Below are 16258 nucleotides of genomic sequence, written 5' to 3'. Positions count from 1 at the left end.
GCCGGCGCCCGGTATTCCCCCGTCCTTTGAAATATCCCGAGGTGTTGCCGTGACCCAGGCCGTCTCTTCCGCGCCCGGCTTCTGGAAGAAGAACCAGCAGAAGCTTGCGCCCTGGCTGTTTCTGGCGCCGGGCCTTCTGATGTTTGTTATCTATGTGCTGGTGCCCATCTTCCAATCCATCTGGATCAGTTTCCATGACTGGGACGGTCTGGGCGAAAAGGTCTGGATCGGGCTTGGCAATTATGTCGAGCTTATCGATGATGAAGACTTCTACACCTCGCTGAAGAACAACATCATCTGGCTGGTGCTCTATCTCCTGTCGATCCCGGCGGGGCTTGCGGTGGCGCTCTTCCTCAACCAGACGGTCACCGGCATAAGGCTCTACAAGTCGCTGTTCTTCTTTCCCTTCGTCATCAGCCAGGTCGTTGTCGGGCTGATGTTCACCTGGTTCTACGCTCCGGATTTCGGGCTGTTCTCGCAACTGCTCAAATGGCTGACCGGCGAAGAAGTCGCCGTGCTCGCCGATGAACGCTATGTCACCTATGGCATTATTGCAGCCGGTCTCTGGCCGCAGACTGCCTATTGCATGATCCTCTATCTGACGGGTCTCAACAACATCAATCCCGAGCAGGTGGAGGCGGCCCGCATGGATGGTGCCAAGGGGGCAAAGCTTCTCTGGTTCGTGGTTCTGCCGCAGCTGGCGCCTGCCACCTTCATCGCCATGGTGGTCACGGTCATCGGTTCGCTGCGGTCCTTCGATCTCGTATCGGTGATGACCGCCGGCGGTCCCTATGGCACAAGCCAGGTTCTCTCCTACTTCATGTATGAGCAGGCGCTGTCCGAATACGGATACCGCATGGGCTATGGCGCGGCGATTGCCGTCATCCTCTTCCTCATTATGATGATCTTCATCACGCTGTTCATCGTGCGCATGCTCTCGCAGGAAAGGAACGCCTGATGTTCCCGACACCCATCCAGAAGGCATCGCCCTTTGTTCAGGCAGGTTACAAGCTACTTCTGCCGCTGGCACTGTTTCTGTGGCTCCTGCCGTTGATCGGCGTTGCCGTTACCTCCGTGCGCCCGGCAGGCGATCTGGCTGCCGGCAATTATTTCGGCATTCCCTCCGGCTTTGCCGGCGTCGAGAACTATACGGCCGTCTTCCGGGATTCGCCGATCGGCCTCTACATCCTCAACTCGTTCAAGGTGACGATCCCGACGGTGATCGGTGCCGTGGCGCTCTCCTGCCTTACCGGCTTTGCGCTCGCCGTCTACAAGTTCAAGGGCAACCTGATCCTGTTCTTCATGTTCGTCGCCGGCAATTTCATACCCTTCCAGATCCTCATGGTGCCGGTGCGTGACCTGACGCTGAAACTGGGGCTCTACGATACGACCATGGGGCTCGTGCTGTTCCATGTCGCCTTCCAGACCGGTTTCTGCACGCTGTTCATGCGCAATTTCATCAAGGGCCTGCCATTTGCGCTGATTGAATCTGCCCGTGTCGAAGGCGTGTCGGAATGGCGGATCTTCCGCTATATCGTGCTGCCGTTGATGCGTCCGGCCATTGCCGCGCTCTCCGTACTCATCTTCACCTTTGTCTGGAACGACTATTTCTGGGCAACCGTGCTGGTGCAGGGCCAGCACGCCATGCCGGTGACGGCGGGCCTCAATTCGCTGAACGGCCAATGGGTTGCCGCCTGGCACCTGGTTTCCGCCGGCTCGATCGTCGCGGCATTGCCGCCGGTTGCCATGTTTTTCCTGATGCAACGGCATTTCATTGCCGGCCTGACGCTTGGAGCGACCAAGGGATGAGCGAGATTATCACCATTGATTCAGGCCAGCTTTCGCTTTGCCTGCGATTGCCCGCGCTTGGAATGCCGGAAATCCTGTCCTTCGGCCGCGAACCGGTCGAAGCCGATCCGCTGTTTGAAATCGAGCGTTCAAGCCGTGTCAACGGCATGGATGTGGCCGTGCCGTCTGCCGCTCTGCTGCCGACCGGCGGCATGGGTTTCTTTGGCTGGCCGGCAATTGCCGGACATCGAAACGGCCGGGATTTCGTCGCCCAGTTCGGCGGCTGGACCGTTTTGCGCGAGGGGAATCGCACCGTTCTTTCCGCAACGGACGCGGTGGCAAAGCTTGGCCTTTCGATTGCGCTCACAGCGCATGCGTCCGGTCTCATCTCCATGGCGACGACGCTCACCAATACGGGTGAAGCGGATTACCAGCTCGACCGCTGCATGGCCGCAACCTTTCTCGCACCCGCCGGCGATGTGCAGGTGATGAGCTTTACCGGCATCTGGGGCCGTGAATTCCAGACGCGGCGCGAGCTTCTGGGCAATGGCACCTGGACCCAGGAAAGCCGGCGTGGCCGCACCTCGCATGACCGTTTTCCGATGCTCTTTGTCGAAAGCGAAACCCAGCTGTTTGGCGTGACGCTCGGTTTCAGCGGCAATCATCAGATGGTGATCGACCGCACCGATGACGGCCAGCGGCTGGTACATCTGGGCGAGCTTTTTGAGCCCGGCGAGATGATCCTGGCGCCGGGCGAAAGCTATCAGAGCCCGATTGCCTATGCCGGTGCCGACACGGAAGATTTCCACGCCTTCGTGCGCGAGGAGTTGATGACCTGGCCGGGTGGCACCATGAGCCCGCGTCCGGTGACGCTGAACACTTGGGAAGGCAATTACTTTGACCATCGCATGGTCTCGCTGAAGGACCAGGCGACGGCTGCGGCCGAACTCGGCATCGAGCGTTTCGTGCTCGATGATGGCTGGTTCGGCAAACGCGACGATGACACGACGAGCCTTGGCGACTGGGATATCGATCCGCGCAAATATCCCGACGGGTTGAAGCCGCTGGTGGATCATGTGACCGGGCTTGGCATGCAGTTCGGCATCTGGTTCGAGCCGGAAATGGTCAATCCCGTCTCTGCGCTTTACGAAGCACATCCCGATTGGGCGCTGACCATTGCCGGCCGGCCCATCCTGCAATCGCGCACGCAGCTGGTTCTGGATCTGACACGCAAGGACGTATCAGACTATCTGTTCGACAAGATGCACGCCGTCCTGCAAAATCATGCCGTATCCTACATCAAATGGGACATGAACCGCGACCTGACGCATGCCGGTGGTCGCGATGGCAAGGCAAAGATCGCTGCGCAGACACGCGCCGTCTATGCGCTGATGGATCGCATCCGCGCTTTCCATCCGGATGTCGAGATCGAAAGCTGTGCCTCGGGTGGCGGGCGTATCGATTACGGCGTGCTATCGCGCACGCATCGTGTCTGGACATCCGACTGCACGGATGCGCTGGAGCGCCTGGAAATCCAGCGCGGTGCCTCCATTTTCGTGCCGCCGGAAATTCTGGGCTCCCATATTTCCGCATCGCCCAACCACCAGACGGGTCGGCGCCATAGCCTGTCCTTCCGGGCGCTGGTGGCGATGGCCTATCATCTGGGTGTCGAGCTTAACCCGCTGGAACTGACGGACGAGGAGCGCGCCGAGCTCAACGTCTATATCGAGACCTACAAGCGGCTACGCAGTCTCTTGCATGCGTCGGGCGCGAGCTTTCGCATGGAGCCGCTCGACGGACGCTATGTCTGGGGAGCGGCAAGCGACGAGAAGATCGTCATGATCGTGGCGCAGGGGCCGCAGATGGTCGGTGAACAGCCCGCATCACTGAAATTGCCCGACAGCGTCACACAGCTTGGTGGGCGCTGGGCAATCGCGCAGATGCTTCCGGCAGAACCGGAGTTTATCCGTATTTCCGAAGGGCAGAAGGCGCTTCTTTCGGGCGAGATCAGCTTTGATTTGGCTGTGGCGGGGCTTTCCGGCCTGCCGCTGCCGATGCTGCGGCCTGAAAGCGCATTGCTGCTTGAACTTATTCCTTCAAAGGGAGGCAAGACCCATGGCTGACGTGAGCCTTCGCGACGTCAAGAAACAGTTCGGCGCCTTGAGCGTCATCAAGGGCGTCGATCTCGACGTGAAGGATGGTGAGTTCTGCGTTTTCGTCGGGCCGTCCGGCTGCGGCAAGTCCACGCTTTTGCGCATGATCGCCGGTCTTGAAGACATTACCTCCGGGGCGCTTTCCATCGGCGGCAAGGACATGACCAGCGTCGGCCCTTCCGAGCGAGGTGTCGCCATGGTGTTCCAGTCCTATGCGCTTTACCCGCATATGACGGTCGCTGAAAACATTGGCTTCGGCCTGAAGATGACCGGTCATTCCAAGGCGATGATTGCCGAGCGTACGGCGGCGGCCGCCAAGCTGTTGCAGTTGGAACCGCTTCTTCAACGCAAGCCCGGCCAGCTCTCCGGTGGCCAGCGCCAGCGCGTCGCCATCGGTCGCGCCATCGTGCGCAATCCGCAAGTCTTCCTGTTTGACGAGCCGCTGTCGAACCTGGATGCGGCCCTTCGCGTGCAGATGCGCACCGAATTGTCCAAGCTACACCAGGATTTGAAGGCGACGATGATCTACGTCACCCATGACCAGGTGGAAGCCATGACCATGGCGGACAAGATCGTCGTGCTATCAGCCGGCAAGATCGAACAGGTCGGCTCGCCGCTAGAGCTCTATCACCGCCCGAACAACCTGTTCGTCGCCGGCTTCATCGGGTCGCCGAAGATGAATTTCCTCACCGTCAACGTCACGGCCGGCGAGGGTGGTAAGGCAGTTGTTTCTCTTCCCGGCGCAACGGTTGTTCTCGATGCCGGGGCCACGACCATTGCCGGCGGCGAGATGACCTTTGGCCTTCGCCCCGAGCATGTGGATGCCAAAGGCAAGGGCGATGCGCAGATCCAGGCCACGGTCAAGCTTGCCGAATATCTCGGTTCCGAAACGCTGTTTTTCGTCACGCTTGCCGACGGGTCGGAAATGGCGGTGAAGGCCGATGGTCTGGCCAGCCAGCGTCCGGGTGACACGATCACGCTCGGCATCAATGCCAAGGCCTGCCATTTGTTCAACACTGACGGCACGGCCGTCATCAATGGGGATCTGACACGATAATGTTGGGCGTATGCTACTATCCGGAACACTGGGACGAAAGCCGGTGGGAAACCGATGCGCGGCGTATGCGCGAGCTCGGCATATCCTTCGTGCGGATCGGAGAATTTGCCTGGTCGCGGCTGGAGCCGCGCCGGGATAGCTTTGATTTTTCCTGGCTGGACCGGGCCATGGATATTTTGGCGAATGCCGGGTTGAAGATCGTGCTGGGCACGCCGACTGCCACGCCGCCGAAATGGCTGGTGGATGAGTGCCCGGATATCATCCCTTATGATGTGCAGGGTCGTCCGCGCGGTTTTGGTTCGCGTCGTCACTACACGTTTTCATCCGAGACCTGGTGGCGTGAAAGCGCGCGCATTGTCGAGATCATCGCCAAGCGCTACGGCCATCATCCGGGGCTTGTCGGCTGGCAGACGGACAATGAATACGGTTGTCACGATACCACCGTGTCCTGGGGGCCGGAGGATCTGAAGAGCTTCAAACGCTGGCTGCGCCTGCGCTACCAGTCCACCGATCAGTTGAACGAGGCCTGGGGCAGCGTCTTCTGGTCGATGGAGGTGAACAGCTTTGACGAGGTGACGCTGCCGAACCTGACGGTGACGGAAGCCAATCCGGCAACGCGGCTGGATTTCTGGCGCTTCCATTCCGAGCAGGTGGCGGCCTATGACAAAATGCAGTGCGATATCATCCGCAAGCATTCGCCTGAGCGTTGGGTCACTCATAACTTCATGGGCTTCATCTCGGATTTCGATCATTTCAAGGTGGGTGATAATCTCGATCTGGCCTCCTGGGATAGTTATCCGATCGGCTTTGTCGAGAAGTTTCCCTTCTCAGAGGAAGAGCGCAATCGCTGGGCGCAGACATCGCATCCGGATATCGCGCCCTATCACCACGATCTTTACCGCGCCGTCGGCAAGGGCCGTTTCTGGGTAATGGAACAGCAGCCGGGGCCGGTCAACTGGGCGCCGTGGAACCCGGTGCCGAAGCCTGGCATGGTGCGGCTCTGGACCTTCGAAGCGCTGGCCCATGGCGCCGAGGTGGTGAGTTATTTCCGCTGGCGGCAGGCGACGTTTGCGCAGGAGCAGATGCATGCCGGTCTCAACATGGCAGGGCTTGATGAGCTTTCGCCGGGCGGACTTGAGGCGCGGCAGGTGGCGCAGGAACTTGCCGTGCTGGGTGGCTTGCCGGACACGCAGCAGTCCTCTGTTGCGCTTGTCTTCGATTACCAGAGCCACTGGATGACGGCGATCCAGCCGCAGGGCCGTGATTTCCGCTATGAGGAACTCTGCTTCCGCTGGTATGAGGGGCTGCGCCGTCTGGGGCTCAACGTCGATTTCGTGCGTCCCGGCGCTTCGCTGGAAGGCTATGCGCTAGTCGTTGTGCCCTGCATGACGGAAGTGGATGAGGCCGCCCGCTCTGCGCTGGAAAATGCTTCGGGCACCGTGCTGATCGGCGCACGAAGCGGCTCGCGGGATCGCAATTTCGTCATCCCGGAAAACCTGGCCCCTGGTCCGCTCGCAGACGCGACGGGCAACCGCGTCATTCAGGTCTCGACCTTGAGGCCCGGCCTGTCGGATACGGTTTCCGGTAAGGTTGCCGGGGCTGGCAGTCGGTGGCGCGAAACGCTGGAAGCGTCAGCCACGGTACTTGCCCGGTTTGAAAACGGTGATGCGGCGCTGACGGAAAAGGGCAATACACTCTATCTCGCCTGCTGGCCCGATCAGACGCTGTTGGAAAGCGTCATGACGCTTGCCGCGGAAAAGGCCGGACTTGATACGCTGCCGGTCCCGGATTTCATCCGTATACGCCGTCGCGGCAGCCTCACCTTCGCCTTCAACTATGGCATTCAAGATTGGCCGTTGCCGGAAGGTGCGGTGCCCGTTCTAGGCGAAGCGGTGCTAAAGCCGCAGGCGGTTGCAATCTGGAAAAATGCCTGCTGATCACAGGTATCGGGGCGTAATGAGAACGGGTCGGCATGTCGCTGGCCCGTTTCGCGTTTTGGCGTGGTTGTGAAAAACCACGCTCATAAACTTTGATTTGTGGGGATAATTTTTGCTGTGGCGTAAAATTGACGAAACATTGTTTCTTCTGGCGCTCATATTCTTTGCACTCCGAAAGGCCGCCAAAAAATAATGCTGATTGTGTCAGTCAGTTGGCAGAAGCCGTCTTTACAAGGCGCGCCTAATGGATATGAGATTATGTCGTCTTGTCCAACGAGCCGCGGGAGAACACCTCCTGGCGACATCCGGCAAGAGGACTGAATTGGCCAAACGGTGAGCTGCGGCGCGCCAAGAAGAACAAGAATGCGACGCTCCGGAGCAATCTCAATCCGATAAACGGCATCTGCGGCTGATCCGCAGCCTTGCCGATGGGAGACTATAATGAAATTTAAACTTGGTTTCACGGCAGCCCTGCTGGCCGCCTCCTTCCTTTCGACCGCTGCGAGCGCCAAGACCTTTGTCTACTGCTCTGAAGCTTCGCCGGAAGGCTTCGATCCTGGCCTCTACACAGGCGGCAGCACATTTGATGCCTCTGCACATCCGGTGTATAGCCGCCTGCTCGAATTCGAACCGGGCACAACAAAGCCGGCCGCCGGTCTCGCCGAAAGCTGGACCGTATCGGCCGATGGCAAGGAATATACGTTCAAGCTGCGTTCGGGCGTCAAGTTCCACACCACCGAATTCTTCACGCCGACCCGCACGCTGACCGCCGATGACGTTGTCTTCTCCATCGACCGCCAGATCAACAAGGCCAATCCTTGGAACCAGTATGTGCCTGGCACGTCCTGGGAATATGCCGCCGGCATGGGCTTTCCGGAATTGATCAAGTCGGTCGAGAAGGTCGACGACCTGACAGTCAAGTTCACGCTCAACCGTCCGGAAGCGCCTTTCCTTGCCAATCTTGCCATGCCGTTTGCTTCGATCATGTCGAAGGAATATGCCGACAAGCTGCAGGCTGATGGTAAAATGGAGCAGTTGAACCAGATGCCGGTTGGCACGGGTCCGTTCTCCTTCGTCGGCTACCAGCAGGACGCCGTTATCCGCTATGCCAAGAATGCCGATTACTGGGGTGGCGCGCCGAAGATCGACGATCTAGTCTTCGCCATCACCACAGATGCTGCCGTTCGCTACCAGAAGCTGAAGGCCGGCGAATGCCACCTGATGCCCTATCCGAATGCTGCCGACGTGCAGTCCATGAAGGCTGACAAGAACCTTCAGGTCATGGAGCAGGAAGGCCTCAACGTTGCCTATCTCGCCTACAACACGACGCAGGCTCCCTTCGATAAGCCGGAAGTGCGCAAGGCACTGAACAAGGCAATCAACAAGAAGGCGATCGTCGAAGCCGTGTTCCAGGGCATGGCAACGCCTGCAACGAACCCGATCCCGCCGACCATGTGGTCCTATAACAAGGACATCAAGGACGACGCCTACGATCTCGACGCGGCCAAGAAGATGCTGGCTGATGCCGGCGTCAAGGACCTGTCGATGAAGATCTGGGCCATGCCCGTATCGCGTCCCTATATGCTGAACGCCCGCCGTGCGGCCGAAATCATGCAGGACGACTTTGCCAAGATCGGCGTCAAGGTCGAGATCGTATCCTATGAATGGGCCGAATATCTGCAGCGTTCGAAGGCCAAGGACCGCGATGGCGCAGCCATGCTCGGCTGGACCGGCGACAATGGCGATCCGGACAACTTCCTCGACACCCTGCTCGGCTGCGAAGCAGTCGGCGGCAACAACCGCGCGCAGTGGTGCAATCCGGAATTCGACGCGCTGGTGAAGAAGGCCAAGGTCACATCCGACCAGGCCGAACGCACCAAGCTTTACGAACAGGCGCAGGTCATCTTCAAGCGCGAGGCTCCCTGGGCAACGCTCGACCATTCGCTGTCCGTCGTTCCGATGCGCAAGGAAGTCACCGGCTTCGTCCAGAGCCCGCTTGGTGATTTCACCTTCGAAAACGTCGATATTGCCGAGTAATCCGGTTAGGCCATAATGAGTGCTGGCCGCGGGATGTTTCATCCCGCGGCTTTTCCTGAAGGTTGGCCCGGTTCAAATCCGGCCCGGTCACCGGTGTGCATGTCCGACGGCCAGGCTGCTGTCCAGCAGCCATACCTTTTCAAAAACAAAAGCAGGTCCATCCATGTTTGGCTTTTTGTTGCGGCGTATCGCCGTGCTGATCCCGACTTTTATCGGGGTTTCCATCATCGCCTTTGCCTTCATTCGGCTTCTGCCGGGTGATCCGGTCGCGCTGCTGTCGGGCGAGCGCGTCATGTCGCCTGAGCGCCATGCGATGATCAGCGCCCAGCTTGGTCTCGACCGACCGCTGGTCATCCAGTATTTCGATTATCTCGGCGGCGTGCTGACCGGTGATTTCGGCTCCTCGATTGTATCGAAGACCCCCATTCTCAAGCAGTTCATGGCGCTGTTTCCAGCGACGGTGGAGCTGTCCTTCTGCGCCATCTTGATTGCGGTGGCGCTTGGCATTCCCGCCGGCATTATTGCCGCCATCAAGCGCGGTTCGGCGCTTGACCAGTCGATGATGGGTATCGCGCTTGTCGGCTATTCCATGCCAATCTTCTGGTGGGGCCTGCTGCTGATCATCCTGTTTTCCGGCATCCTGCAATGGACGCCGGTCTCTGGCCGCATTTCGCTGATGTATTTCTTCAAGCCCGTCACCGGCTTCATGCTGATCGATTCGCTGATCTCCGGCCAGAAGGGCGCTTTTTCCTCGGCGGTCAGCCATTTGATCCTGCCTTCGATCGTGCTGGCCACCATTCCGCTGGCGGTCATTGCCCGCCAGACGCGCTCTGCCATGTTGGAAGTGCTGTCGGAAGATTACATCCGTACCGCCCGCGCCAAGGGCCTGTCACCGTTTCGGGTCGTCAGCCTGCATGCGCTGCGCAATGCCATGATCCCGGTTATCACCACGATCGGCCTGCAGATCGGCGTGATGCTGGCCGGCGCAATCCTCACAGAATCCATCTTCTCCTGGCCGGGTATCGGCAAGTGGATGGTCGATAGTGTGTTTCGCCGCGACTACCCGGTCATCCAGGGTGGCCTGCTGCTGATTGCCGGCATCATCATGGTGGTGAACCTGATTGTCGATCTGCTCTATGGGCTGATCAATCCGCGCATTCGCCACTAAGAAGGAGAAAATCCCATGGCAGACACTGTTAAAGTCCAGCCGGTTTCCAGCGCGGCGCTGCGCCGCCAGATGCTGTCAGAATTCTGGTTCTACTTTTCCGAAAACCGCGGCGCCGTCATCGGCCTCTGGGTCTTCGTGGCACTCGTCATCGTCGCGGTCTTTGCGCCGCTGATTGCACCGCATTCGCCCTTCGAACAATATCGTGACGCCGTGCTTGTGCCGCCGGCCTGGATGGACGGCGGACGCATGAGCTTCCTCCTCGGTACCGATCCCGTGGGTCGCGATATGCTGTCGCGCCTCATTTATGGCGCGCAATATTCGCTGTTCATCGGCCTGTTCGTCACCACACTGTCGCTGACCGGCGGCATTCTGGTTGGCCTCATCGCAGGCTATTATCGCGGCTGGGTCGATACAGTCATCATGCGGCTGATGGATATCATCCTGGCCTTTCCCTCGCTGCTTCTGGCGCTCGTGCTGGTGGCCATCATGGGACCTAGCCTGACGAATGGCATGATTGCCATTGCGCTGACGCTACAGCCGCATTTCGTGCGCCTGACGCGTGCCGCCGTGATGACGGAAAAGACCCGCGACTATGTAACGGCTGCGCGCATTTCCGGGGCCGGCTCCTTCCGCCTGATGTTTCGCACCATCCTGCCGAACTGCACGGCGCCGCTGATCGTCCAGGCAACACTGTCCTTTTCGAATGCGATTCTCGATGCCGCCGCACTCGGCTTTCTCGGCATGGGCGCCCAGCCGCCTGCACCCGAATGGGGCACGATGCTGGCTGAAGCCCGCGAGTTCATCCTGCGCGCCTGGTGGGTGGTGACCTTTCCCGGTCTTGCCATTCTCATCACGGTGCTCGCCATCAACCTGATGGGTGACGGCCTGCGTGATGCGCTCGATCCCAAGATGAAGAGGTCCTGATCCATGGCGCTTCTTGAAATTGAAAATCTGACCGTCGAATTTGAAACTGCCACCGGCTGGTTCCGGGCGGTCGATGGCGTGTCACTGTCCGTCAATGCCGGCGAAGTGCTGGCCATTGTGGGCGAAAGCGGCTCGGGCAAGTCCGTGTCCATGCTCGCCGTCATGGGCCTTTTGCCGTGGAGCGCCAAGATCACCGCCGACACGATGCTGTTTGCCGGGCGCGATATCCGCAACCTGCCCGATAGCGAACGGCGCAAGCTGATCGGCAAGGACATGGCGATGATCTTCCAGGAGCCGATCGCCAGCCTTAACCCGTGTTTCACCGTCGGCTTCCAGATCGAGGAAGTGCTGCGCATTCATATGGGGCTAGGCAAGAAGGACCGCCGGGCGCGCGCCATCGAACTGTTCACGCTGGTTGGCCTGCCGAATCCTGCGGAACGGCTCCATCACTTCCCGCACCAGATGTCGGGCGGCCAGTGCCAGCGCGTGATGATCGCCATGGCGATCGCCTGCAATCCGAAACTGCTGATCGCTGATGAACCGACCACCGCGCTGGATGTGACGATCCAGAAGCAGATTCTCGATCTTCTAATGACGCTGCAGACCGAGCACGGCATGGGCCTCATCATGATCACCCACGACATGGGCGTTGTGGCGGAAACCGCCGACCGCGTGATCGTGCAATACAAGGGCCGCAAGATGGAAGAGGCTGAAGTGCTGACCCTGTTTGAGGCGCCGAAGAACGCCTATACCCGCGCGCTGATGTCGGCACTGCCGGAAAATGCGACGGGTAAGCGGTTGAGCACGGTTTCCGACTTCATGGCTGCGGCCGATTTTGCAGGAGAGGCGCGATGAGCGAGATGACCAATCCGACGGCTGCCGTGCCGATGCTGGAAGTTCGCAATATCCGCCAGGATTACCGCGTGCCGCAGGGTCTGTTCAAAGCGGAAAAAATTGTCCATGCGGTGAAGGGCGTGTCCTTCAAGCTGGAAACTGGCAAGACGCTTGCCATCGTCGGTGAGAGCGGCTGCGGCAAGTCTACCCTTGCCCGTATCCTCACCTTCATCGATGAACCGACGGCCGGCGAATTGCTGATCGATGGCAAGATCGTCGATACAAGGCCCGGTCACCTGACGGCTGAAATGCGCCGCAAGGTGCAGATCGTCTTCCAGAACCCCTATGGCTCGCTCAACCCACGCCAGAAGATTGGCGATGTATTGGGCGAACCGTTGGCCATCAATACGAAGATGTCGGTCGCCGAACGGCGCGAGCGCGCCACCGATATGCTGGTCAAGGTGGGGTTGGCGCCCGAGCACTATAACCGTTATCCGCACATGTTTTCCGGTGGCCAGCGCCAGCGCATTGCCATTGCCCGTGCGCTGATGATGAACCCGAAACTTCTGGTGCTGGACGAACCGGTCTCGGCACTTGATCTTTCGGTGCAGGCACAGGTGCTGAACCTTCTCGCTGACCTGCAGGAGGAGTTTGGCCTGACTTACGTGTTCATCAGTCATGATCTTTCGGTTGTGAAGCACATAGCCGACGAGGTGATGGTGATGTATTACGGCGAAGCGGTGGAATACGGAACGCGTGAGGCCGTGTTCAGCGCGCCCTCCCACGATTATACACGCACACTGTTTGCCGCCACACCCCGCGCCGATGTGGAGTCCATTCGCGCCCGCGTAGCGAAAAAGCGCGCCAGCGCCTGAACCGGGCGCACTACCTTGCTGTGGAATGATACGGGCCGCCAGTGCGGCCCGGCTATTTTTTGGGCCAAGAGCCGGCACGTTTCACACTCCCGACATGTTGATCCATTGACCCTTCGCCATGCTTTGCCATGCGGCGGCGGAGAAACGCGCCATGGGCAACGCGTGTCTGGTCGCATTCGTTTGACATTCGTTTTAGGTTCACAATATAGGAATTGTGTTTCGAAATGGAGTTAAGTGCTGTGCCAGTCCCCCCCGTCATGAATTCCGAAGAGCCCATCCATGATCTGTTTGTGATTGGCGGCGGCATCAATGGCTGCGGCATTGCCCGCGATGCGGCGGGGCGGGGCTATTCGGTGGCGCTGGCGGAAATGAATGACTTTGCCTCTGGTACGTCTTCGGGCGCCACCAAGCTCATTCATGGTGGATTGCGCTATCTCGAACACTATGAATTCCGTCTGGTGCGCGAGGCGCTGATGGAGCGTGAAGTGCTCTGGGCCATGGCGCCGCATGTCATCTGGCCACTGCGCTTCGTATTACCGATCCAGAAGGGCGGCGTGCGTCCCGCCTGGCTCGTGCGGCTCGGCCTTTTCCTCTATGATCATCTGGGTGGCCGCAAGCTTTTGCCCGCAACGAAAACGCTGAACCTGACGCGTGACGAGGCCGGCCGCGCGCTGAAGCCGGAGTTTCGCAGGGCGTTTGAATATTCCGACGGCTGGGTGGATGATGCGCGCATGGTGGTGCTGAATGCGCGGGATGCGCAGATCCGCGGCGCCACCATCCTCAGCCGCTCAAAGGTGGTGAGCGCGGTGCGCGAAGCCGATCACTGGGTCATTACCACGAAGCTTGAGCGCGATGGCAGTCTGCAGACGCACAGGGCACGCATGGTGGTCAATGCCGCCGGCCCCTGGGTCGATCAGGTGCTTGCCGGCGCCATGGGCCGCAACAATGCCCAGAATGTGCGGCTGGTACAGGGCAGCCACATTATCGTGCGCAAGAAATTCGAACATGCGCGCGCCTACTTCTTCCAGAACCCGGACAACCGCATCATCTTTGCCATTCCCTATGAGGGGGATTTCACGCTGATCGGCACGACGGACCGGGATTTCAAGGAGGATCCGAAGGATGTGCGCATCAGCCAGGAAGAGGTGGACTATCTCTGCAATGCGGCCAGCGACTATTTCAAGGAGCCGATTGCGCTGGGCGATATCGTCTGGAGCTATTCCGCTGTGCGCCCGCTGTTTGATGACGGCGCATCGAGGGCCCAGGAAGCCACGCGCGATTATGTGCTGAAGGTCGAGACGCCGGATGGCGGCGCGCCGCTTCTCAATGTGTTTGGCGGCAAGCTGACCACCTATCGGCGGCTGGCCGAACATGCGCTGGAAAAGATCGCCGAAGTGATCGGCGAAAAGGGCAAGCCCTGGACCGCCGGCAGCCATCTGCCCGGCGGCGGTTTTGCCGTGACCGGCTTTGCGACGGAAGTGGGCGATCTCCTCACCCGCTATCCATTCCTTGACCGCCGGCATGCCGAGCGGCTCATTCGCTGCTATGGCACCGATGCCCTTGAGGTCTTGAAATCGGTCGGCACGGTGGACGATCTTGGCCGGCATTTCGGCGGCACGCTGTATGAGGTCGAGGTACGCTGGTTGATCGACAAGGAATGGGCGGTCACCGCCGAGGATATTCTCTGGCGCCGCACCAAGCAGGGATTGTTCCTGTCAGTCGCAGAGATCGCTGCTCTCAAGGTCTATCTGGATAGGGAGAGCGTCGCTGCCTGATGTGCAGGGTATCTGGAGATCCGCCATCGTGGATTTTTGAAAAGCCGTGCATTTCCTCACGAATCGTCAATCTGTATGCTGCACCTTTCGCTGGTATCGGTTTGAAATGCGCGCCTAGTCTGGTGGAGGGCTCGGCTGCGGATCCGGAGAGGCATAGGGAGGTGCTGTCCTGAAGAAATATGCGTGGCCCGTGGTCGGACTGGCGGTTGTCGCCGTTTCGGTCTGGCTTTTGTACAAGGAATTGCGCGGGCTGTCGCTTGAGGATCTGGGTGACAGTTTTTCAGCCATTCCGCTGCATGCCTGGCTGTTGTCGAGCGCCAGCGCTCTGATCGCCTATGCCGCATTGGCCGGCTATGATGCTCTCGCACTCATGCATCTGCGCCGCCGGGTCGAATGGCTGTTCATCTCGGTCACGTCCTTCACCACCTATGCGATTTCGCACAATCTGGGCGCTTCCGTGCTGTCCGGCTCGCTGATCCGCTACCGGGCCTATTCGTCCAAGGGGCTGACGGGGATCGAGATCGGCCAACTGGTGGCCTTCTGCTCCTTCACCTTTGCTTTGGGCACGATTGTGCTGACCGGCATCACATTAGTGGTTGATCCGTCGATTGCCACGCGTTTCATTGACGATATCTCGCTGCAGGCGGCGCGTGGTTTAGGTGTCCTCGCCCTTCTGGCGGTGGCGGCCTATGTCTATGGCAGCTGGAAGCAGTTCCGCCCGCTGGTCATCGGACCGGTAACGATCTGCTATCCCAGCCTGAAAACGGTCTGCCTGCAACTGATCATCGGGCCGCTGGAGCTTCTGGGTGCTGCCGCCATCATCTATTTCGCCCTGCCGGCGGACGGTAATCCTGGCTATTTCCCGGTGCTCGGAATTTTCCTAATGTCCTTTTCGGCAGCGCTTCTGTCCACGGCGCCGGGCGGGCTTGGTGTTTTGGAGCTGTTTTTCGTGAGCGGCCTGCCGGAAATGCAGTCATCCGACGTGCTGGCGGCGCTCATCGTATTCCGGCTTCTCTATCTCATCATTCCCTTTGCGGTGTCGCTGGTCGTGGTTCTGGCTTTCGAGCGCAACCTGTTGCGGCAGAGAGCCTGATTGCTGGTCGATCCATCCGTGTCGTGCATCAGTCCTGGCTGGTGTCGTCTTCCCAGATCATCTGCAGAAGACGACGAAGCTCGGCACGTTCAGCCTGTGACAGGCGCTTCAGCGTGCGTTCCTCGTGGGTGCGAATAAGCTCAAGCCATTCCTGCGCCGTCTGCACACCCTGTTTTGTCGGGTAAAGGCGCTGGATGCGCTGGTCCGTTGGGTCATTGCTGCGCAGGAACAGGCCCTTCGCCTCGAGGCTTTGCAGCAGCGCAACGATATTGGCGCGCTTGATGCCGAGATTGCGGCAGATATCGGCGGAGGTGCGGCCGGGGCTTTCGACGATGCACAGCAGCACGCTGAGGGTGATCGGGCGTGCGCCGGCAAGCTCCAGGGCTGCCACCGCGCCATTCAGGTCATACACGGACGCTCTTCGCAGATGATAACCCACCAGCAGGTTCAATGCTTCGCGCACGCCATTGGCGTCAGACAGATCGGAGGCGCCATCAGTGCCTTTGTCGGATGAGGTCTTGTTGTTCATCACTTCTCCTCTTGACGTCGCTCCACCAGATCGACAATAATGCTATGCAACATAGCAGTCAATCGAAGACGGACGCGATCGTGGGTCC

General features: G+C 59.5%; 13 protein-coding genes. 12 read left to right on the top strand and 1 reads right to left on the bottom strand.

Annotated elements, in window-relative coordinates; genetic code table 11:
- The first annotated feature begins 49 nt into the window (after positions 1-49).
- The 12 genes from E8M77_RS02905 to E8M77_RS02850 all read left to right on the top strand — a co-directional run bounded on the left by E8M77_RS02905 (position 50) and on the right by E8M77_RS02850 (position 15641).
- Entirely contained in the window at positions 50-958 is a 909-nt protein-coding gene (locus tag E8M77_RS02905; RefSeq protein ID WP_137129102.1) for a sugar ABC transporter permease, read from the top strand.
- Positions 958-1809 (top strand): carbohydrate ABC transporter permease, encoded by an 852-nt coding sequence (locus E8M77_RS02900; protein WP_137129101.1) that lies wholly within the window; start codon positions 958-960, stop codon positions 1807-1809. Before E8M77_RS02905 ends, E8M77_RS02900 begins: the two co-directional genes overlap by 1 nt.
- Positions 1806-3911: an alpha-galactosidase gene (locus E8M77_RS02895; protein WP_137129100.1), complete on the top strand. Its 2106-nt coding sequence runs from the start codon at positions 1806-1808 to the stop codon at positions 3909-3911. The genes E8M77_RS02900 and E8M77_RS02895 overlap by 4 nt, the downstream gene beginning before the upstream one ends.
- A complete protein-coding gene (gene ugpC / locus E8M77_RS02890) occupies positions 3904-4998 on the top strand; it encodes a sn-glycerol-3-phosphate ABC transporter ATP-binding protein UgpC (protein WP_137129099.1) in 1095 nt (364 codons plus the stop codon). The genes E8M77_RS02895 and ugpC overlap by 8 nt, the downstream gene beginning before the upstream one ends.
- On the top strand, positions 4998-6935 hold the full coding sequence (locus tag E8M77_RS02885) for a beta-galactosidase (protein ID WP_137129098.1): 1938 nt from the start codon (positions 4998-5000) through the stop codon (positions 6933-6935). The genes ugpC and E8M77_RS02885 overlap by 1 nt, the downstream gene beginning before the upstream one ends.
- A 441-nt stretch (positions 6936-7376) precedes the next feature.
- Positions 7377-8972, top strand: a complete 1596-nt coding sequence (locus E8M77_RS02880; protein WP_137129097.1) for an ABC transporter substrate-binding protein — start codon at positions 7377-7379, stop codon at positions 8970-8972.
- Positions 8973-9135: 163 nt separating this feature from the next.
- Positions 9136-10140: an ABC transporter permease subunit gene (locus E8M77_RS02875; RefSeq protein ID WP_137129096.1), complete on the top strand. Its 1005-nt coding sequence runs from the start codon at positions 9136-9138 to the stop codon at positions 10138-10140.
- A gap of 15 nt (positions 10141-10155) precedes the next feature.
- Positions 10156-11064 carry an ABC transporter permease subunit gene (locus E8M77_RS02870; RefSeq protein WP_137129095.1) on the top strand — a complete coding sequence of 303 codons (909 nt, stop codon included), beginning with the start codon at positions 10156-10158 and terminating at the stop codon, positions 11062-11064.
- A 3-nt stretch (positions 11065-11067) separates the two neighbouring features.
- Positions 11068-11919, top strand: a complete 852-nt coding sequence (locus E8M77_RS02865; protein WP_137129094.1) for an ABC transporter ATP-binding protein — start codon at positions 11068-11070, stop codon at positions 11917-11919.
- 5 nt (positions 11920-11924) lie between these two features.
- A complete protein-coding gene (locus E8M77_RS02860) occupies positions 11925-12773 on the top strand; it encodes a dipeptide ABC transporter ATP-binding protein (RefSeq protein WP_137129189.1) in 849 nt (282 codons plus the stop codon).
- A 257-nt stretch (positions 12774-13030) separates the two neighbouring features.
- Complete coding sequence (gene glpD, locus E8M77_RS02855) at positions 13031-14548, top strand: glycerol-3-phosphate dehydrogenase (protein ID WP_137129188.1); 1518 nt, start codon at positions 13031-13033, stop codon at positions 14546-14548.
- Positions 14549-14738: 190 nt separating this feature from the next.
- The gene (locus E8M77_RS02850; RefSeq protein ID WP_246659104.1) at positions 14739-15641 is read left to right on the top strand and encodes a YbhN family protein; all 903 of its coding nucleotides are present in this window, start codon (positions 14739-14741) and stop codon (positions 15639-15641) included.
- A 28-nt stretch (positions 15642-15669) separates the two neighbouring features.
- Here the strand turns inward: E8M77_RS02850 and E8M77_RS02845 are convergent, their stop codons facing one another.
- Positions 15670-16170, bottom strand: a complete 501-nt coding sequence (locus E8M77_RS02845) for a MarR family transcriptional regulator (protein ID WP_137129092.1) — start codon at positions 16168-16170, stop codon at positions 15670-15672.
- Positions 16171-16258 lie beyond the last annotated feature (88 nt).

The sequence above is a fragment of the Rhizobium sp. FY34 genome, from assembly GCF_005222845.1.
Lineage (GTDB): Bacteria > Pseudomonadota > Alphaproteobacteria > Rhizobiales > Rhizobiaceae > Neorhizobium.
This window is presented reverse-complemented; position numbering and strand designations above follow the sequence as displayed.